Consider the following 19,214-nt stretch of genomic DNA (forward strand, 5'->3'; position numbering starts at 1 on the left):
TGTGAAAGCAGCGTCGGAAATCGACGCGCTCTGAAACATCAGACCGTTGAACCGCTTTGACCACGGATGTACTGGCATTGACGGAAAACGGATGGAAAGGTCGGGCTTGCCCGGCCTTTTTGTTTTTGGAGTGAGCGGAGGCGCCCGACCAGTGGCGCCTCCTCTTTTTTATTTCGCGGCCAGTGCGTCGAGAATGCGGATCCAGGAGCGAATGCCCTTGTGGAAGGACTGCAGGTCGTATTTTTCATTCGGCGAATGAATGCGATCGTCCGTCAAGCCGAAACCGACGAGCAGCGAATCCATGCCGAGCATCTTCTGGAAATCGCCCACGATCGGGATAGAGCCGCCCATGCCGATCACGACGGCCGGTTTGGGCCACTCTTCCGAAAGGGCGTTCTTCGCCTTGGTCAGGACGGGTGAATCGTATGAAAGCTGGATCGCCGGCGATGCGCCATGCTCGTGGAATTCCACGGAGCAATCAGCCGGAATTTTCGAGCGTACATAGGCCCGGAAGTTTTCGCGAATGGCGGCGGGGTTCTGTTCGCCGACAAGGCGGAACGACACCTTGGCGGAAGCTTTTGCTGCAATAACGGTCTTGAAGCCATCACCGGTGTACCCGCCTATGATGCCGTTGACCTCCGCTGTCGGCCGCGCCCAGGTCTGTTCCAGCACGGAGCGGCCCTTTTCACCCGAGGGAACCGAAAGGCCCACTTCACCGAGGAAGGTTTCTGCGGTGCGGCCCAGCGTTTCCCAGGCAGCCTTGATATTGGCGGGCGTTTCTTCCACGCCGTCATAGAAGCCGTCGAGCGTCACGCGGCCGGTCTCGTCATGCAGGCCAGCGAGAATGTCGGTCAGGATGTGGATGGGGTTTGCGGCGGCACCACCGAAAAGACCCGAATGCAGATCGCGATCGGCGGCGGTGATGACGATTTCTTCGCCGACCAGACCACGCAGCGCCGCGGCAATGGCGGGCGTATCCCGGTCCCACATGCCGGTATCGCAGACCAGGGCATAATCTGCCTTCAGCTCTTCCGCATTCGCTTCGAGGAACGGCTTCAGCGAGGGCGAACCGGATTCTTCTTCACCTTCAAAAAGAATGGTGACGCGCACCGGCAGGCCGCCATTCACGGCCTTGTAGGCGCGGCAGGCCTCCACGAAGGTCATCAGCTGGCCCTTGTCATCCGCCGTACCGCGTCCTGTAATCACCTGACGGCCTGCGCCGATATCCTTGACGGCGGGTTCGAAAGGATCGTTTTCCCAGAGATCGAGCGGATCGACCGGCTGTACATCATAATGGCCGTAGAAAAGCACATGTGGGGCGTCTTCATTGGCCGCATCGTGATGCGCCACCACCATGGGGTGACCGGCTGTATCGCGAACGGAGGCGGTAAAGCCGAGCGCTGAAAGCGTTCTCACAAGCCATTCCGCCGCCTTGCGGCACTCGGCCTTGTAAGCGGGGTCCGTGGAAATCGACGGAATGCGGACGAGTTCGAACAGTCGCTCGAGGCTGGAGGTGAGATTGTCATCGGCAGTGGAAAGAATGGGGGAAACGTCTGTCATCGCTGATCCTGTCATGTCTGTCGTGACCCGGCGATAAGACGAAACATCCGGGCATCGCGCATCGCGGGAAACAAGGGCCGGCGTGTCGTGAATCGGCAAACGCGCGGCCGCGGGAACGATAGAGCAGTTCAGGAAAACTGCGAAGCGGTTTCGAGTTGGAAGCGCTATTTTGCTTTTTTTGCGCTCTCGATGGCGCGGCGCATATATTCCAGCAGAAGCTGGCGTTCAAAACGCCGGAAATCCGCAAGCAACATGTCTTCGGTGGCCTCAGAAGCGGCAATGGCATTCGCTTCCAGGTCCCTGCCGCGCTGCGTCAATTCGATGATCTGGGCGCGGCGGTCAGCGGGATGCGTCTTTCGCACGATCAGCCCGTCGCGCTCCATGCGTGAGAGCGTGTTAGCAAGCGTTGCCTGTTCGACATCGATTCTGTCGAGCAACTGCCTTTGCGTCAGCCCTTCTTCATGCCAGAGCTCGATGAGAATGGGGAATTGGCCGGGAGAGAAGCCCAATGCGGCGGCTCTTTTCTGCAGCGCCATAGTGAACTCCCGCGCCATTTTGGCGGCGAGATAGATGGCCGATTCATCCCGGGAAAACCCCATTCCTCCGTCCCTCAGACAGTTTGGCCAGGCGGCGCCGGCAATTCAATAGTGCGGTATATATCGCACGATATGTTTTTGCCAGCTGGTAACAGGCGCAAAATAAAACCGCCATGGCCTGGAGGGGACGGCCATGGCGGTCATATTGGAGGACAAAGGCCCGGAGAGGGGGAAAGGCCTTTGTCCGGTCTGACGCGGCGGGGGACGAGCCAGCTATCAGACTACGGCGTGATCAGGCGCCGTCCTCTAAGAAATGTGTCTGCAAATGCGGCTTTTCAAGGGAAAGATGGATTACAAATCGGTAACGTTCGGGTGAAATGCGACGCGCTTTTTCACCACCTCCGTTCCGGCTCTTTACCGTATGTTCCGCGAAGTTTCGGTAGACGTTAAAACGCCCCCGCGCTATCCATGCTACCCATGAAAAAAGGCGATCATCTCTTCCTCGTTGACGGGTCCGGTTTCATTTTCCGGGCCTTCCATGCCATCCCGCCGCTGAACCGCAAGTCGGACGGGCTGCCGGTCAACGCCGTTTCCGGCTTCTGCAACATGTTGTGGAAGCTCCTGAAGGATGCGCGCAACACCGATGTCGGCGTGACGCCCACGCATTTTGCGGTAATTTTCGATTATTCGTCAAAGACATTCCGCAATGAGCTTTATGATCTCTATAAAGCCAATCGCACGGCGCCGCCGGAAGATCTGGTGCCGCAATTCGGGCTGATACGGGAGGCGACGCGCGCCTTCAACCTTCCCTGCATCGAGACGGAAGGCTTCGAGGCGGACGATATCATCGCCACCTATGCCCGGCAGGCGGAGGCCATTGGGGCCGATGTCACCATCATCTCCTCCGACAAGGATCTGATGCAGCTCGTCACTGCCAATGTCCACATGTACGATGCGATGAAGGACAAGCAGATCGGCATCCCCGATGTCATAGAGAAATGGGGCGTGGGTCCCGAAAAGATGATCGACCTGCAGGCCATGACCGGCGATTCGACCGACAATGTTCCGGGCATCCCCGGCATCGGTCCAAAGACGGCCGCGCAATTGCTGGAAGAATACGGCGATCTCGATACGCTGCTCGCCCGGGCAGGTGAGATCAAGCAGCAGAAGCGTCGGGAAAATATCATCGCCAACGCGGAACTTGCTCGTATTTCCAGACAGCTCGTGGCCCTGAGAACCGACGTGCCGCTGGATCAGCCGCTTGAAGCACTGGTGCTGGAACCTCAGAACGGCCCGAAACTCATTGCCTTCCTGAAGGCGATGGAATTCACCACGCTGACGCGGCGGGTTGCCGAAGCGACAGAGACCGATGCTTCCGCCATTGAGTCCGCCAATGTGCCGGTTCAGTGGGGCGCCGACGCCCATGGTCCCGATCTCGATGCGCCGGCCGCGCGTGAAGCGGCTGCTGGCGTAACGGGCACTGCGGCTTCGCCCGCTATTCCGGCGCGGAAAGGTGCAGGGGAGGGCAGCGCGCCGGCTGATCTTGCCACCGCCCGCCAGACGCTTTTTGCCGCCGCCAAGATCGACACGAGCGCCTACACGACGATCAGGGATCTTGCGACGCTGGACCTCTGGGTTGCGGCGGCGCGGGAAACGGGGGTCGTCGCCTTCGATACGGAAACGACCTCGCTTGATCCGATGCAGGCGGAGCTCGTCGGGTTTTCGCTGGCAATCGCCGATAATGGCAAGGATGCCTCGGGCAGCGATATACGCGCCGCCTACATTCCCTTGACGCACAAGACTGGCTCCGGCGGCGATCTATTCAGCGATGGTATCAGGCTCGCCGAAGGCCAGGTGCCCTTTGACGAAGCACTGGTCCGTCTCAAGGACTTGCTTGAAGACGAGGCCGTGCTGAAGGTCGCGCAAAATCTCAAATATGACTATCTGCTCATGAAACGCCATGGCGTCGTCATGCAGAGTTTCGACGATACGATGCTGATCTCCTATGTGCTTGAGGCTGGCAAAGTGACGCACGGCATGGATTCGCTGTCCGAACGTTGGCTCGGCCATACGCCGATCCCCTATAAGGACGTGGCGGGATCGGGCAAGTCGAGCGTTACCTTCGATTTTGTCGACATCGACAAGGCGACGGCATATGCAGCGGAGGACGCTGACGTCACCTTGCGGCTGTGGATGGCGCTGAAGCCGCGGCTTGTTTCAGAACGGCTGACCAAGGTTTACGAGCGGCTGGAACGTCCGCTTGTGCCTGTTCTGGCGCATATGGAGGAGCGTGGCATCACCGTCGACCGGCAAATACTCTCACGTCTTTCCGGCGAACTCGCCCAGAAGGCGGCAGCGTTTGAAGAGGAAATCTACGAGCTGGCCGGCGAGCGTTTCAACATCGGCTCGCCAAAGCAGCTCGGCGACATCCTGTTCGGCAAGATGGGCCTGCCGGGCGGCTCCAAGACCAAGACCGGCCAATGGTCGACCTCGGCACAGGTGCTGGAGGATTTGGCGGCTGAAGGTATTGAACTGCCCCGCAAGATCGTCGACTGGCGGCAGCTGACGAAGCTGAAATCCACCTATACGGATGCTCTGCCGGGATATATCCACCCGGAGACCAAACGTGTGCATACATCCTATGCGCTGGCCTCCACCACAACAGGCCGTCTGTCGTCCTCGGAACCGAACCTTCAGAACATCCCCGTCCGCACGGCGGAAGGGCGAAAAATCCGCACGGCTTTCATCTCGACGCCCGGCCACAAGCTTCTTTCCGCCGACTACAGCCAGATCGAACTGCGCGTGCTGGCCCATGTCGCCGATATTCCGCAGCTTCGCAACGCCTTCGAAAACGGCATCGACATTCATGCCATGACGGCTTCGGAAATGTTTGGTGTGCCTGTCGAAGGCATGCCCTCGGAAGTGCGCCGCCGCGCCAAGGCCATCAATTTCGGCATTATCTACGGTATTTCGGCTTTCGGTCTCGCCAACCAGCTCGGTATCGCCCGTTCTGAAGCCGGCGAATATATCAAGAAATATTTCGAGCGTTTTCCCGGCATCCGCGACTACATGGAGGCGACAAAGGCTTTCGCCCGTGAGAACGGTTATGTCGAGACGATTTTCGGCCGCCGCGCCCATTATCCGGAAATCCGCTCGTCCAACCCTTCCGTGAAGGCCTTCAATGAGCGCGCCGCCATTAACGCCCCGATCCAGGGCTCCGCGGCGGATATAATACGGCGCGCCATGGTCCGTATCGAACCGGCGCTGGAGGCTGAAAACCTTTCCGCCCGCATGCTGTTGCAGGTGCATGACGAACTCATCTTCGAGGTCGATGAAGCGGAAATCGAGAAAACTCTGCCCGTCGTCGTCTCGGTCATGGAAAATGCGGCCATGCCGGCAATCTCCATGAAGGTGCCATTGCAGGTGGATGCCCGCGCGGCTGACAACTGGGACGAGGCGCATTGACCGGCTTTTGGCCGGTCCATGTCATGGCTGTGTCGCGTGCACGGATTAGAGGAAACGCTTCACGAGGAGTTTCCCATGCACGCCCCGCTCGTCTCGAAAGATCTCGGCTATATTTCTGCTGCCTGTCATGATCAGCCGCCGCGCCATCTCGGCAGCCGCTTTAATGAGAATGGTGAGTTTCTGCCTGAGCCGGGCAATACGGTCGTCTGCCATCTTGTCGGGGGCTCGCAGACCGAAAACGCGATCATTGCGACGCGTCGGCGCTTCCTGGATATGCCGGAGGCATCCCAGCTTGCTTTCACACCGGCTTCCAGCCTGCACATGACGGTGTTTCAGGGCATCATCGAGTTTCGGCGTGCTCTGCCCTATTGGCCGCAGACAATGCCGCTTGATACACCGATCGACACGATGACGGACTATTATCGCGACCGCCTTTCTGCTTTTCCGGCGCTGCCGGGATTCAACATGCAAGTTACCGGTTTGCGGCCGGTAGGTCTGATCCTGACGGGAGCCACGCCCGAGGATGATCGCATTGTGGCCCTGTGGCGGGATACATTCGCCGATTTCTTCGGATATCGCCATCCTGATCATGACAGCTACGAGTTTCACATCACCCTTTCCTACATCATCAGCTGGTTCAAGCCCGCGTGCCTGCCGCGCTGGCAGGCGATGCTTGACGAGGAACTGGAAAAGCTGCGTGCCGCGGCGCCAGTTATGGAGATGCGTCCGCCGGCTTTCTGTGAATTCAGGGATATGAACCACTTCAAGGAGCTGGTTGTTTTCGATAGAAGGTGAAGCATGATTGGCATTGCCTGAGGGCAGTTTGCCGCATGGTTTTTGCCGAATCCGAAAAAATGCGCGTCAGGGCTGGTCAAAGCCCGTTTGGGCATGTATAAGCGCGCCAAATTTCCGATATCGAGACATCCGACATTCGGCCTTTGGTTCTGGCCGGTTCCGTTGTTTCGCCGCTTAAGTGGAGTAACAAAAATGGCTGTACCAAAAAGAAAAACAAGCCCGTCCAAGCGTGGCATGCGCCGCTCGGCTGACGGTCTCAAGTCTGCGACCTATGTTGAAGACAAGAACTCCGGCGAACTGCGCCGTCCGCACCATATCGATCTGAAGACCGGTATGTATCGCGGCCGTCAGGTTCTGACGCCGAAGGAAAGCGCATAAGCTTTTCCGACGTGACTTTGCAAAAACCGGCCCTCGTGGCCGGTTTTTTGTTTTTAGCGATCTCTCACGGTGTCCAGCGCTCACTTGGAAAATCTCGTCACTCCTCCTACACTCGCTTCGGGAGAGCGGGTTAGATTCCTGCCGCGTGAGGGGAGTTTCGGTGAAATATCGCTGGATTTTGTTGATGATGCTCGGTCTTGGCCTCGGTTACGGCGCCGTGACAAAAGGAAGCGGCGTCATTGCAGAAAGCTATTTCGGTGAAATGTCCGAGCAGGGGCGCACGACGCTCCGGCTTGCCGTCTCCGCCCTTGGCGGGCTGTTGAACCGTTACGAGCCGCTGCCTGCCTTGATTGCAGATCATGATGACATTGAGGAGCTGGTCGCACATCCCAAGGATGAAGCCCTGCGACAGCGCGCCAATGTCTACCTCAAATCCATCAACACCCTGCTGGAATCCTCCGATATCTACATCATTACGCTGGATGGCGAGACAATCGCGGCCAGCAACTATGATGGCCCGACAAGCTTCGTCGGTGAGAATTTCAGCTACCGTCCCTATTTTCAGGATGCGGCGAAGGGCCTGCAGTCGCGGTTCTTCGCGCTCGGCACGACCTCGCACAAGCGCGGATATTATTTCTCCGCACCTATTCTCTTCAATGCGGAAATAAAGGGCGTCATCGTCTTCAAGGTCGACATCGAAGGCATAGAGGCCTCCTTCGGCGATGGCGAAAACCGTATTCTTGTGTCGGATCCCGAAGGCATCATTTTCATGACCGGCACGCCGCAATGGCTTTACTCCGGCCTGATGCCGCTGACGCCCGAAAGACTGGCGCGTACCGAGGCCTCACGCCGTTACGCCAATGCCACACTGAAGGAACTGCCGCTGAAACACGGCAGTTTCGGCTCGCATCAGCTGATGACGATTACCCAGAATGAGGGGGACAGGGAATATATGGTCCTGTCTCAGCCGATGGCGGATGCAGGATGGACCGTCAGCGTGCTGATGGATACCGGTTCATTGCGGACACAGGTGAAGACGGCAATGATCGCGATCATCCTGTGCCTGTGTCTGGCAGCCGCGCTCATTGCGGCGATGCTGCAGAGACGGCGACGGCTGCGTGAACGGCTGACCCATCAGGCAGAAGCCCAGGCGGAGCTGGAACGGCGGGTCGAGGAACGCACTGCCGATCTGGCGCGTGTGAACCAGGAGATCGAACACGAAATTGCCGAACGCCGCCAGACGGAAAAACAATTACGTAAGATGCAGAATGATCTGGTGCAGGCGGGCAAGCTTGCGGCGCTCGGACAAATGTCGGCGGCCTTGTCGCATGAAATCAACCAGCCGCTTGCCGCAGCCAAGAATTATGCCGAAAACGCGTCGCTTCTTGTAGAGCGCGGGCGGCTGGACGAGGTCAGGGAAAACCTCAGGCGCATTTCGGGGCTGATCGATCGCATGGCCTCGATCAGCAGGCACCTCAGGAATTTCGCCCGAAAGCCGAACGAAAAAATGACTGCGGTCAGCCTGGAAACCGTGCTTCGCGACACGCTTGAAATCGTCGGTGCCCGGTTGAAGGCCGCCAATGCGGTGCTGGATGTCAATCTCGGCCCGGTGCCACTTGCGGTGAAAGCTGGTCCGGTGCGGCTGCAGCAGGTGCTCGTCAACATCATTTCCAACGCGGCGGACGCCGTGGAGGGGCGCGAGGATCGGCGCATCGCGCTCGAGGCCGTACAGCACGGCCAGACGGTTTCCGTCTTCATCCGCGACCGGGGACCAGGCGTTCCGCCGGCAATTTCGGATCGCATCTTCGATCCGTTTTTCACCACCAAGGGTGTGGGGCGTGGCCTCGGCCTCGGGCTTTCCATCTCCTATAACATCATCAAGGATTTTGGCGGCCAGTTGCGGGTGAGAAATCATGAGGAAGGGGGCGCGGAATTCGAGATCGAATTGCCCGCCGCCGCCTGGCGCATGGAGGCGGCTGCGGAATGACCATGTCGCGGGTTTTGCTGATCGATGACGAAGAGGAACTGCGCTTCTCCACTGCCCAGGCGCTGGAGCTTTCCGGTTTTGCCGTCACCATGCTGGCGAGCGCCGAACACGCGCTCGAACTCATCGGCTACAGTTTTGATGGTGTCGTGGTCAGCGACATCCGTATGCCCGGCATGGACGGCATGACACTGCTGCAGAAGGTGAGGGAGCTCGATGCGGAAATACCTGTGATTCTGATGACGGGTCACGGGGATGTTCAGCTGGCGGTCAACGCCATGCGCAATGGCGCCTATGATTTCATCGAGAAGCCGTTCACACCGCAATATCTCGCGGGCATCATCAAGCGGGCCAATGACCGGCGGGCGCTGGTGCTGGAAAATCGCCGTCTCAAGGCGGTGGCGGGCAAGCATGACGATCTCGAAACGCGCCTGCCGGGCAGAACCCAGGTGATGGTCGATCTGCGGTACCGCATTCGCGCCATCGGTGCGACGGATGCCGATACACTGATCGTCGGCGATACAGGCGCAGGCAAGGAGGTGGTTGCGCGGGCATTGCACGATATCAGCAGCAGAGCCAACCGGCCCTTTGTCGCGATCAACTGTGCGGCGCTTCCGCAGACACTGATTGAGAGCGAGTTGTTTGGTCACGAGGCCGGCGCCTTTCCGGGCGCGCTGCGCCCGCGTTATGGCAAGTTCGAACACGCGCGCGGCGGCACCATCCTGCTGGATGAAATCGGCTCTATGCCTTTCGAACTGCAGGGTCGATTGCTTCGCGTGCTGCAGGAAAGAGTGATTACCCGTCTCGGCTCGAATGAAACGGTCGAACTCGACGTGCGCTTCATCGCCACCAGCAAGGTAGATCTGGAACAGGAAGTTGCGGCTGGCCGTTTTCGCGCCGACCTTCTTTACCGCCTCAACGTCGCGACAATTCTCGTGCCGTCGCTCTCGCAGCGCAGCGCGGATATTCCGCTGCTCTTCCTCCATCTGGTACGAGAAGCTGCCGCCCGCTACGGGCGGGAGGATATGGAGGTGCCGCAGCACCTGCTCTCCGCTGTTTCGCTCAGGGAATGGCCGGGCAACGTCCGGGAATTGCGCAACGCTGCGGACCGCTTCGCGCTGGGCCTGGAAACCGACGTATCCGATGCGTCGCCGGCGTTTCAGGATGATGGCAGGTCGGCTCTTGCCCCGAGGGTCGCGGCATATGAAAAAAGCCTGATTGCGCAGGCCATCGCAGCCCATGGTGGAAATCTGAAATCCGTTTATGAGAACCTCGGCATCTCCCGCAAAACGCTTTACGAGAAGATGCAGAAATACGAGCTTCACCGGCATATGAACGAGATCTGATGGGTGGATTTCCACCCATCTTTACGCCGTCATGGGTTGAAATCCACCCATTATCTTTGGTTACACGGATAAAACTGCGTTTCATCGCAACAGTGCCGTTGCTGAATGTCACTTCGGGATCGCAAATATCGTCACCCCGGCCGCCATGGAGGAGCATGCGCGGCTGAAGTGGCGATCATTTTCATCCGGGAGGAATCGATGAAAATACTGAAGACAGTTTCCGGCCTTGCTGCCGCCGCTGCCGTTTCCCTTTTCGCGCTGTCCGCATCCGCTCAGACCTATCCCGAGCGTAACATCACCATGGTCGTGCCTTTCTCGGCCGGTGGCCCGACGGACACGGTGGCGCGTCTTGTGGCTGAATCCATGTCGAAGGATCTCGGCCAGCAGATCATCGTGGAAAATGTCGGCGGCGCCGGCGGCACGCTTGGCGCCGGCCGCGTTGCCTCGGCAGATCCCGATGGTTACACCATCCTTCTCCACCACATCGGCATGGCGACCAGCGCCACGCTCTATCGAAAGCTCGCTTACGACACGACCAGTGCTTTCGAATATGTTGGTCTGGTCACGGAAGTACCGATGACCATCCTGTCGCGCAAGAACCTTGAGACCACGGACCTCAAGGGGCTGATCGATTACGCCAAGGCGAACAAGGACAAGGTCACCGTTGCCAATGCCGGCATCGGCGCGGCCTCTCATCTGTGCGGCATGCTGTTCATGAGCGCCATCGAGACGCCGCTCGTTACCGTGCCCTACAAGGGCACCGGCCCTGCCATGACCGATCTGCTGGGCGGCCAGGTCGACATCATGTGCGACCAGACCACCAACACCACCAAGCAGATCCAGGGCGGCACTGTGAAGGCTTACGCCGTAACCTCGCCGAAGCGGCTGGATGTGCTGAAGGACGTGCCGACAGTTGCCGAAGCTGGCTTGCCCAAACTCGAAGTCGGCATCTGGCACGGCATCTACACGCCGAAGGGCACGCCTGCGGAAATCAACGAAAAGCTCTCCAAGTCGCTGCAGGTCGCGCTGAAGGACAAGAATGTCGCGGCGCGTTTTGCCGAACTCGGCACCACGCCGTCGCCGGAAAGCGATGCGACACCGGCGGCGCTGAAGGCCAAGCTTGAAAGCGAAATCGCCCGCTGGAAGCCGGTGATTGAGGCTGCCGGCCAATATGCCGACTGATGAACGCGGAAAGACCGGCGGTTTCCTGCCGCCGGTCGACCGTGATCAACTTTAACAGGCGAACCGGCTGAATGTCGGCCGCCGTGGAGGGGCATCTTTCATGAAGTCGTTATTTAATGACCCTGCCGAAGCAGTCTGCGGGGCAATTTTTATGGGGCTTGGCGTCTTTTTTGCCTTGCAGTCCTATGGTCTGGAAATCGGAACCGCCTTCCGTATGGGGCCGGGCTACTTCCCGCTGGTACTCGCGATCATCCTGATCCTGCTTGGCGGCGTCATATTCCTGCGCGCAACCCGGCCGGCTGGCGAGGGCATCGGCGCAATCGCCTGGCGCGGCATATTTTTCATCCTGCCTGCACCGATCTTTTTCGGTTTCACTGTTCGGGGCCTGGGTTTTGTGCCGGCGCTGTTTTTCAGCGCGCTCATTGCGTCCTTCGCCTCACACAAGATGAGCCCGTTGATGGCGGTCGTTCTTTCCGCGGCTATCACTGTCTTTTCCGTCGCTGTTTTCAATTATGGTCTTGGCCTGCCTTTCCAGCGCTTCGGCCCCTGGCTCAACTTCTGAGGTATAGCGATGGATTTGCTCGATAATCTTGCGCTCGGTTTCGTCACCGCCTCGTCGCTGGCAAACCTCTTTTTCTGCCTGATCGGCGTGCTGCTTGGCACCCTCATCGGCGTTCTGCCCGGCATCGGCGCGACGGCGACTATCGCCATGTTGCTGCCGATCACCTTCCAGCTTGAGCCCGTCTCGTCGCTGATCATGCTCGCCGGCATCTATTACGGTGCGCAATATGGTGGATCGACCACGGCGATCCTGATCAATATGCCCGGCGAATCGTCCTCTGCCGTCACCGCCATCGATGGTTACCAGATGGCACGCAAGGGCAAGGCGGGTGCAGCGCTTGCCATCGCCGCCATCGGGTCGTTTTTCGCGGGCACGGTGTCAACCTTCCTCGTCGCAATCTTCGCGCCGCCGCTCACGGCAATCGCGCTGGAATTCGGCGCGGCGGAATATTTCTCGCTGATGGTCGTCGGCCTCGTGTCGTCCATCGCGCTCGCCCATGGCTCCATCGTCAAGGCGTTGGCCATGGTCGTGCTTGGCCTGCTGCTCGGTCTCGTCGGCACGGATATCTATAGCGGCACGCCGCGCTTCACCCTCGGTATCCGCGAATATGCCGATGGCCTGAATTTCGTGGCTGTGGCTGTGGGTGTCTTCGGTATCGCCGAAATCCTGCGCAACCTCGAAAACGAGCGGACCCGTTCGGTGCTGATCGCCAAGGTCAGCGGCTTGATGCCGACCAAGGATGATTTCAAGCGCATGGTAGGGCCGGTTCTGCGCGGCACGGCCATTGGTTCGGCCCTCGGCATCCTGCCGGGCGGCGGGGCGATCCTTGCCGCCTTTGCCTCCTACACCGTGGAGAAACGTGTCTCCAAGAACCCGGAAGAATTCGGGCACGGAGCGGTTGCCGGTGTGGCCGGTCCGGAATCAGCCAACAATGCCGGCGCCCAGACGTCGTTCATTCCGCTGCTCACGCTCGGCATTCCGGCCAATCCGGTGATGGCGCTGATGATCGGCGCGATGATCATTCAGGGCATCGTTCCCGGTCCGAATGTGGCGACCGAACAGCCAGCGCTGTTCTGGGGCATCATCGCCTCCATGTGGATCGGCAATCTGATGCTCGTCATCCTCAACCTGCCGCTGATCGGGCTGTGGGTGAAGCTGCTGACGGTGCCCTACTATGTGCTTTTCCCGATCATCATGGCCTTCTGCGCCATCGGGGTCTATAGCGTCAATTCAAACGTCTTCGATCTCTATGCCGTCGCCTTCTTCGGCTTCATCGGTTACGTGCTGGTGAAACTGCGCTGCGAACCTGCCCCTTTGCTGCTCGGCTTCGTGCTCGGTCCGCTGCTGGAGGAGAACCTGCGGCGCGCCATGATCCTCTCGCGTGGCGATCCGTCGACCTTCGTGACCCGGCCGATCAGCGCAACCCTGCTTTTCATTGCGCTCGCCGTGCTGATCATCGTCTTCCTCCCCAGCGTGAAGAAGAAGCGCGAAGAGGTTTTCGTAGAAGAAGACTGAGAATGCGATAAACTCATGTGGCCGGCGATGGAGACATCGCCGGCTTTTCTGTCTCTGTTTCCGCCATGCCGAATTCGCTTCACGAAAGCGACATATGGTTGACTCGCGAGCCTTTAGGCCCAAGGAAGGGCTGGAAAGAGAGGTCACCATGACGTCGGAAACCGAAGAACGGATCATCGCGCTCGAGGAAACGGTCGCGCATCAGGTGAAGGTGATAGAGGAACTGTCGGACCAGCTGGCGGAGCAGTGGAAGGTTGTTGAACAGACCCGCGCCAAGCTTGATCGCCTGACAGAGCGGTTCCTGAGTCTTGAGGAGCAGTCATTGGACGCGCCCGCCATCACAAGGCCACCGCATTACTGACGGGAGTACAGGATGAAAAACGACACAGCCAAGCTCGCTGAAGAAATCGTCGATTTCTGGAAGAAGGCTGGCCCGGAAAAATGGTTCGACAAGGACGCCGCCTTCGACAGTCACTTTCACGACCGGTTCCGTGACGCTCATTTCGCTGCAGCGAGGCGAGAACTGGATGGCTGGCTGGAGGGTGCAGAAAGCAGCCTCGCCTTGATGCTGCTGCTGGATCAGTTTCCGCGCAACTGCTTTCGCGACACGGCCCACATGTATGCGACCGATCCTCTGGCGCGGCTTTTGGCCGATGAAGCCATCCGGCGCGGACATGATCAGGCAGTGAGTGAGGATCTGCGGGTCTTCTTCTATCTACCGTTTTCTCACGCAGAAGATCTGGAGGCGCAGCACCGGGCGTGCCGTCTCAATCGGCCGCTCGGCGGGCTTTATCTGCATCACGCCGAAGAACATCGCGAGATCATCGAACGTTTCGGCCGCTTTCCGCATCGTAACAAGATATTGTTGCGGGAAACGACACCGGAGGAGCGGCGATATCTGGAAGAGGGCGGCTTTTCAGGCTGACCCCAAAAAGAAAACGCCGCCAGTCCAAGGGATGGCGGCGTTTCTGATGGTGAAGAACGGCGGCACTCAGCCGTCGAAGAATTCCTTCATCCGGGCGAAGAAGCCCGTCGATTCCGGATTATTCTCCTTGGAAGACAGCTGCTCGAACTCCTGCAGCAGCTCGCGCTGTCGCTTGCTGAGTTTCTGCGGCGTCTCGATCTGAATCTGGATATAGAGATCGCCCGTCTGCGCCGAACGCAGCACCGGCATGCCCTTGCCCTTCAGACGGAACTGCTTGCCCGGTTGGGTGCCTTCCGGAACCGTGACGCGCGACTTCGTGCCATCGAGCGTCGTGACATCGAAGGTGCCGCCGAGCGCTGCCGTCGTCATCGAGATCGGCACGGTGCAATAGAGATCGGCACCGTCGCGCTGGAAGAACTCATGCGGACGCACGGACAGGAAGATATAGAGATCGCCCGCCGGACCGCCACGCATGCCGGCTTCGCCTTCGCCCTGCAGGCGAATGCGTGTGCCATCCTCGATGCCCGAGGGAATGTTGACCGAGAGCGAACGCTCTTCCGTTACACGGCCCTGACCATGGCACTTGCCGCAGGGGTCGGAGATCGTCTGTCCGCGGCCATGGCACGTGGGGCAGGTGCGCTCCACCGAGAAGAAGCCCTGCGCGGCGCGCACGCGGCCTGAACCCTGGCAGGTGGCGCAGGTCTTCGGCTGCGTGCCGGGCTTGGCGCCCGAGCCGGAACAGACGTCGCAGGTGATCGAGGTCGGAACCCTGATCTGCGCCGTCTTGCCGGTGAAGGCTTCTTCCAGGGTGATTTCCATGTTGTAGCGAAGATCGGCACCGCGTTCGCGACCGCCGGAAGATCGGCGCGCGCGACCGCCGCCCATCATCTCGCCGAAGATGTCTTCGAAAATATCCGAGAAGCCGCCATTGGCGAAACCGCCGCCGCCAAAGCCGCCACCGCCGCCCATGCCGCCATTTTCAAAGGCCGCATGGCCGAAACGATCGTAGGCCGCGCGCTTCTGCGGATCCTTCAACGTTTCATATGCTTCGTTGATTTCTTTGAATTTCCGTTCGGAATCGGCATCATCAGGGTTTTTGTCCGGATGGTACTTCATCGCGAGTTTGCGGAAGGCGCTTTTCAGCTCTTTTTCGTCCGCAGTCTTGCTGACGCCGAGTGTTTCGTAAAAGTCTGCTTTCGCCATTCAGTTAACAAGCCCCGCAAATGGATTTCCGGCTGCACGCGGCAGCCGGATGTCTTGCATAAATTGTCAGGAGACGGAAAGTCGCGCGATTATGCGGACTTCTTGTCGTCCTTGATTTCTTCGTAGTCAGCGTCGACGACGTCATCCTTGCCGCCTTCGGAAGCATCGCCAGCCTCGGCCTGCTGCGCTTCATAGATGGCCTGACCGAGCTTCATGGAGACTTCCATGAGGGTCTGGGTCTTCGCCTGGATGTCGTCGGCGTCAGGCTCGGAAGCCTCAACCGCGGTCTTCAGGGTGGCAATGGCGTCTTCGATCGCCTTGCGGTCGGTTTCGGAAACCTTGTCGCCATATTCCTTCACCGACTTCTCGGTAGAATGGATGAGGCTTTCAGCCTGGTTCTTGGCTTCCACGCCCGCACGACGCTTCTTGTCGGCCTCAGCATTGGCTTCGGCGTCCTTGACCATCTTTTCGATGTCGGCGTCAGAAAGGCCACCGGAGGCCTGGATGCGGATCTGCTGTTCCTTGCCGGTGCCCTTGTCCTTGGCCGAAACCTGCACGATACCGTTGGCGTCGATATCGAAGGTAACTTCGATCTGCGGAACACCACGCGGTGCCGGCGGCAGGCCAACGAGGTCGAACTGACCAAGCAGCTTGTTGTCCTGCGCCATTTCGCGCTCACCCTGCGAGACGCGGATGGTCACGGCCGACTGGTTGTCTTCGGCGGTCGAGAAGGTCTGGCTCTTCTTCGTCGGGATCGTCGTGTTGCGATCGATCAGACGCGTGAAGACGCCACCCAGCGTTTCGATGCCGAGCGACAGCGGGGTCACGTCGAGCAGCAGAACGTCCTTGACGTCGCCCTGCAGAACGCCGGCCTGAATGGCCGCGCCCATGGCAACAACTTCATCAGGGTTCACGCCCTTATGCGGCTCCTTGCCGAACAGCTGCTTGACCACTTCCTGCACCTTCGGCATGCGGCTCATGCCACCGACGAGAACGACTTCGTCGATCTCGGAAGCGGAGACGCCGGCGTCCTTGAGCGCTGCCTTGCAAGGTGCAACGGTGCGCTGCACGAGGTCGTCGACCAGGCTTTCGAACTTCGCACGGGTCAGCTTCAGCGTCAGGTGCTTCGGACCGGAAGCGTCAGCCGTGATGAACGGCAGGTTGATTTCGGTCTGCTGCGAGGACGACAGTTCGATCTTCGCCTTTTCAGCAGCTTCCTTGAGACGCTGCAGAGCGAGCTTGTCGTTCTTCAGATCGATGCCCTGATCCTTCTTGAACTCGCCGGCCAGATACTCGACCAGACGCATGTCGAAGTCTTCACCGCCAAGGAAGGTATCGCCATTGGTGGACTTCACTTCGAAGACGCCGTCGCCGATTTCCAGAACGGAAATATCGAAGGTGCCGCCGCCAAGGTCATAAACGGCGATCGTCTTGCCGTCCTTCTTGTCGAGGCCGTAAGCGAGTGCTGCCGCGGTCGGCTCGTTGATGATGCGCAGAACATCAAGACCGGCGATGCGGCCGGCATCCTTGGTTGCCTGGCGCTGCGCGTCGTTGAAGTAGGCGGGAACGGTGATGACGGCCTTCTCGACCTTTTCACCGAGATAGGCTTCAGCGGTTTCCTTCATCTTCTGCAGTATCATCGCGGAAATCTGCGAAGGGGAATAATTCTTGTCCTGCGCCTTCACCCAGGCGTCGCCATTGTCGCCCTTGACGATCTCGAAGGGAACAAGAGCCTTGTCCTTCTCGACGGTCGGGTCTTCATAACGGCGGCCGATCAGGCGCTTTACCGCAAACAGGGTGTTAGTCGGATTGGTGACCGCCTGGCGCTTGGCCGGCTGGCCGACAAGGCGTTCGCCATCATCGGAAAATGCCACCATGGACGGCGTGGTACGTGCGCCTTCCGCGTTTTCAATAACTTTCGTGTCCTTGCCATCCATCACTGCGACGCAGGAGTTGGTTGTGCCAAGGTCGATACCGATTACTTTTGCCATGCTCTTCTCTCCTTGAAGCGCGCTGTCTGAACCCCGTGAGGCATTCCTTTGACAGCACCTTGACTTGGATTTGCAGCCTTCGCTGCTGTTATGCGGCGTATATAAGGAGCGATTTTTGCGGCTGCAAGGCGCAAGAGCAGGGGAAAGGCAGCAAAAAAGCGCCGGAAACTCTTTCTTTGCAGATGCATAGCCATCAAGGCTTGCGTAAGCCGAAAAACGCGACTTTGACGCTATGCTGCGCTGTCGTCCGGCGCCGCAGGCACAAGGACTTCCGGGATGCCATTATAATGGTTTGAAGTGGGCGAAATGGCGGACAGGGTGTCTTTCCGCCCAAACATCGAAAAGCCTTGAGCAATTACGATATTAATTTAAAAACAACGCGTTGAGCCCTTTTTTTGCTTGAGTTACTCCGCCAAGTGCCGGTAAGTTCCGACGAGTGTTTGTGGTTAATTTTGTGGGTAGGGAACTTTCAGCGCCAACTCGTTATCACTATCTAGGACTTTTTCTTGGTCCGCTTCGGTCAAATATCGCAGCGATCACTACAGGAATTTCCAACAAAAACATCAGTTTTTTGGGGCGGCATTTCGAGTCGATTATTGAAATTTTGCTTGATTCGCCAATCAAGCCTGCCCACGTCCACCGACGACGGTTAGAGCGCTTAAATCTCGCCCATATCGCAACTTGATAAAGTTATCATTTTTTCAATGCATTAGATAGCCATTCATCGATCAGCTTTATCCCCTGATGATCGCATCTTGCGTCACACTTCAGCGCGTGAGAGGAGTCGAAAAAACACCGGAGATGCGACATTGGAATCGATTGAAGAGTATCGGATCAAAATCCTAAAAGATCTGATGAAAACCAAGACCATGAGCACAGCTTGGGCACTTTGGGCGCCGACAGTGAATTCGCTTACTGAAAGCTTAACCAACACGGATAAGGTATTTGATCTCGGGGACCACCTATCAAAGATTTTCTTATCGACATCCACGGAGGGGCGGGGTCAAGACGTGCTCTCCGCAGCGGGTCACGCATGGGAAGGCTTGGTAACCCTATATCTAAACATGGTTTTGTCAGGGACAAACGGCGTTGCCATGAAGCAGAAGAAAAGCTTGGTTCCCCAATGCATTCTCGACTCAACAAGTATCAACTATCACAGTGACCCGACAAACACCGAATCGGATGTTGTTGTAGTGATTTTTCCAGATGGATTCCAATTTCCCGAGGGTGGGTACACGATACAAACCATGTCTGCCGCAATCTCTCCAATACTCAACCGGTTTGAGCTTGGGGTAGTTCAATGCAAAACAAATTGGAACGACAACTCACAAATCCCTATGCTTTGGGATTTGGTGTATCGTTCGAAGGGGTTTGAAGGTAACCACATCAGCGTCGGTCAAAATGGTCACTATTTTGCAGACTTGAAGAAGTTTACCTACGCCTTTGTAACTGTACCGACCCAAAAAGCTCCGTTCAAGCCAACGGACATGGCTGTCAAACGAGTTAGGAATCTGAGCGGCGGGAATTATTGGGGAAGGGAGACGGAAAAGGGCATTGCATTCGGCGTCAAGCAAATTTTCTCTGCAAACTTCAGGTCGGCATTCGCGGGAAAATCGATACGTAATAGCCTGTCAGACGCAATATTTGCGAAGGCTGGCGCATTTTCCTCGGACCTAGCCCTGGACAAAGCCTAAGCTTTTCTGGCATGTAGAGAGCTTCGAACAAACACCTAGATAGGGTGCATGCATGCTGCGACATAGTTTTCAAAACGA

At 58.1% G+C, this 19,214-nt stretch carries 15 protein-coding genes; 11 read left to right on the top strand and 4 right to left on the bottom strand.

Annotated elements, in window-relative coordinates; genetic code table 11:
• Positions 1–168: 168 nt before the first annotated feature.
• Positions 169–1,560 (bottom strand): dipeptidase, encoded by a 1,392-nt coding sequence (locus tag ACZ47E_RS12730; RefSeq protein ID WP_006699824.1) that lies wholly within the window; start codon positions 1,558–1,560, stop codon positions 169–171.
• 164 nt (positions 1,561–1,724) lie between these two features.
• Positions 1,725–2,159 carry a MarR family winged helix-turn-helix transcriptional regulator gene (locus tag ACZ47E_RS12735; protein ID WP_035206501.1) on the bottom strand — a complete coding sequence of 145 codons (435 nt, stop codon included), beginning with the start codon at positions 2,157–2,159 and terminating at the stop codon, positions 1,725–1,727.
• A 414-nt stretch (positions 2,160–2,573) separates the two neighbouring features.
• On the opposite strand from ACZ47E_RS12735, the gene polA reads away from it, so the two are divergent.
• The 10 genes from polA to ACZ47E_RS12785 all read left to right on the top strand — a co-directional run bounded on the left by polA (position 2,574) and on the right by ACZ47E_RS12785 (position 14,248).
• Positions 2,574–5,561: a DNA polymerase I gene (gene polA / locus ACZ47E_RS12740; protein ID WP_278067485.1), complete on the top strand. Its 2,988-nt coding sequence runs from the start codon at positions 2,574–2,576 to the stop codon at positions 5,559–5,561.
• A gap of 75 nt (positions 5,562–5,636) precedes the next feature.
• Positions 5,637–6,356 (top strand): DUF1868 domain-containing protein, encoded by a 720-nt coding sequence (locus tag ACZ47E_RS12745; protein WP_278067131.1) that lies wholly within the window; start codon positions 5,637–5,639, stop codon positions 6,354–6,356.
• A gap of 192 nt (positions 6,357–6,548) precedes the next feature.
• The gene (rpmF, locus tag ACZ47E_RS12750) at positions 6,549–6,734 is read left to right on the top strand and encodes a 50S ribosomal protein L32 (RefSeq protein WP_003507205.1); all 186 of its coding nucleotides are present in this window, start codon (positions 6,549–6,551) and stop codon (positions 6,732–6,734) included.
• A gap of 184 nt (positions 6,735–6,918) precedes the next feature.
• On the top strand, positions 6,919–8,721 hold the full coding sequence (locus ACZ47E_RS12755) for a sensor histidine kinase (RefSeq protein ID WP_004439140.1): 1,803 nt from the start codon (positions 6,919–6,921) through the stop codon (positions 8,719–8,721).
• The gene (locus tag ACZ47E_RS12760; protein ID WP_107339865.1) at positions 8,718–10,064 is read left to right on the top strand and encodes a sigma-54-dependent transcriptional regulator; all 1,347 of its coding nucleotides are present in this window, start codon (positions 8,718–8,720) and stop codon (positions 10,062–10,064) included. The genes ACZ47E_RS12755 and ACZ47E_RS12760 overlap by 4 nt, the downstream gene beginning before the upstream one ends.
• 198 nt (positions 10,065–10,262) lie before the next feature.
• Positions 10,263–11,246 (top strand): tripartite tricarboxylate transporter substrate-binding protein, encoded by a 984-nt coding sequence (locus ACZ47E_RS12765; protein ID WP_004439144.1) that lies wholly within the window; start codon positions 10,263–10,265, stop codon positions 11,244–11,246.
• Positions 11,247–11,346: 100 nt separating this feature from the next.
• The gene (locus tag ACZ47E_RS12770) at positions 11,347–11,808 is read left to right on the top strand and encodes a tripartite tricarboxylate transporter TctB family protein (protein ID WP_004439147.1); all 462 of its coding nucleotides are present in this window, start codon (positions 11,347–11,349) and stop codon (positions 11,806–11,808) included.
• Positions 11,809–11,817: 9 nt separating this feature from the next.
• On the top strand, positions 11,818–13,323 hold the full coding sequence (locus ACZ47E_RS12775; RefSeq protein WP_004439149.1) for a tripartite tricarboxylate transporter permease: 1,506 nt from the start codon (positions 11,818–11,820) through the stop codon (positions 13,321–13,323).
• 148 nt (positions 13,324–13,471) lie between these two features.
• Positions 13,472–13,684, top strand: coding sequence for a SlyX family protein (locus tag ACZ47E_RS12780; RefSeq protein ID WP_006699817.1), 213 nt, complete (start codon positions 13,472–13,474; stop codon positions 13,682–13,684).
• 12 nt (positions 13,685–13,696) lie between these two features.
• Entirely contained in the window at positions 13,697–14,248 is a 552-nt protein-coding gene (locus ACZ47E_RS12785; protein WP_072493789.1) for a DUF924 family protein, read from the top strand.
• A 66-nt stretch (positions 14,249–14,314) separates the two neighbouring features.
• Here the strand turns inward: ACZ47E_RS12785 and dnaJ are convergent, their stop codons facing one another.
• The gene (gene dnaJ / locus ACZ47E_RS12790; RefSeq protein WP_004439156.1) at positions 14,315–15,451 is read right to left on the bottom strand and encodes a molecular chaperone DnaJ; all 1,137 of its coding nucleotides are present in this window, start codon (positions 15,449–15,451) and stop codon (positions 14,315–14,317) included.
• Positions 15,452–15,540: 89 nt separating this feature from the next.
• Complete coding sequence (gene dnaK, locus ACZ47E_RS12795; RefSeq protein ID WP_004439158.1) at positions 15,541–17,442, bottom strand: molecular chaperone DnaK; 1,902 nt, start codon at positions 17,440–17,442, stop codon at positions 15,541–15,543.
• A gap of 809 nt (positions 17,443–18,251) precedes the next feature.
• Here dnaK and ACZ47E_RS12800 point away from each other — a divergent pair.
• Positions 18,252–19,136 carry a hypothetical protein gene (locus tag ACZ47E_RS12800; protein ID WP_464016862.1) on the top strand — a complete coding sequence of 295 codons (885 nt, stop codon included), beginning with the start codon at positions 18,252–18,254 and terminating at the stop codon, positions 19,134–19,136.
• Positions 19,137–19,214: the final 78 nt, after the last annotated feature.

The sequence above is a fragment of the Agrobacterium sp. 5Ca39 genome (genome assembly GCF_055382365.1).

Bases quoted from the DNA above. Each gene is read 5' to 3' on its own strand.
- rpmF (WP_003507205.1), top strand. From the start codon at position 6,549: ATGGCTGTACCAAAAAGAAAAACAAGCCCGTCCAAGCGTGGCATGCGC.
- ACZ47E_RS12770 (WP_004439147.1), top strand. From the start codon at position 11,347: ATGAAGTCGTTATTTAATGACCCTGCCGAAGCAGTCTGCGGGGCAATT.
- ACZ47E_RS12785 (WP_072493789.1), top strand. From the start codon at position 13,697: ATGAAAAACGACACAGCCAAGCTCGCTGAAGAAATCGTCGATTTCTGG.
- dnaJ (WP_004439156.1), bottom strand. From the start codon at position 15,451: ATGGCGAAAGCAGACTTTTACGAAACACTCGGCGTCAGCAAGACTGCG.
- ACZ47E_RS12730 (WP_006699824.1), bottom strand. From the start codon at position 1,560: ATGACAGACGTTTCCCCCATTCTTTCCACTGCCGATGACAATCTCACC.
- ACZ47E_RS12760 (WP_107339865.1), top strand. From the start codon at position 8,718: ATGACCATGTCGCGGGTTTTGCTGATCGATGACGAAGAGGAACTGCGC.
- polA (WP_278067485.1), top strand. From the start codon at position 2,574: ATGAAAAAAGGCGATCATCTCTTCCTCGTTGACGGGTCCGGTTTCATT.
- ACZ47E_RS12755 (WP_004439140.1), top strand. From the start codon at position 6,919: ATGATGCTCGGTCTTGGCCTCGGTTACGGCGCCGTGACAAAAGGAAGC.
- ACZ47E_RS12765 (WP_004439144.1), top strand. From the start codon at position 10,263: ATGAAAATACTGAAGACAGTTTCCGGCCTTGCTGCCGCCGCTGCCGTT.
- ACZ47E_RS12775 (WP_004439149.1), top strand. From the start codon at position 11,818: ATGGATTTGCTCGATAATCTTGCGCTCGGTTTCGTCACCGCCTCGTCG.
- dnaK (WP_004439158.1), bottom strand. From the start codon at position 17,442: ATGGCAAAAGTAATCGGTATCGACCTTGGCACAACCAACTCCTGCGTC.
- ACZ47E_RS12735 (WP_035206501.1), bottom strand. From the start codon at position 2,159: ATGGGGTTTTCCCGGGATGAATCGGCCATCTATCTCGCCGCCAAAATG.
- ACZ47E_RS12780 (WP_006699817.1), top strand. From the start codon at position 13,472: ATGACGTCGGAAACCGAAGAACGGATCATCGCGCTCGAGGAAACGGTC.
- ACZ47E_RS12745 (WP_278067131.1), top strand. From the start codon at position 5,637: ATGCACGCCCCGCTCGTCTCGAAAGATCTCGGCTATATTTCTGCTGCC.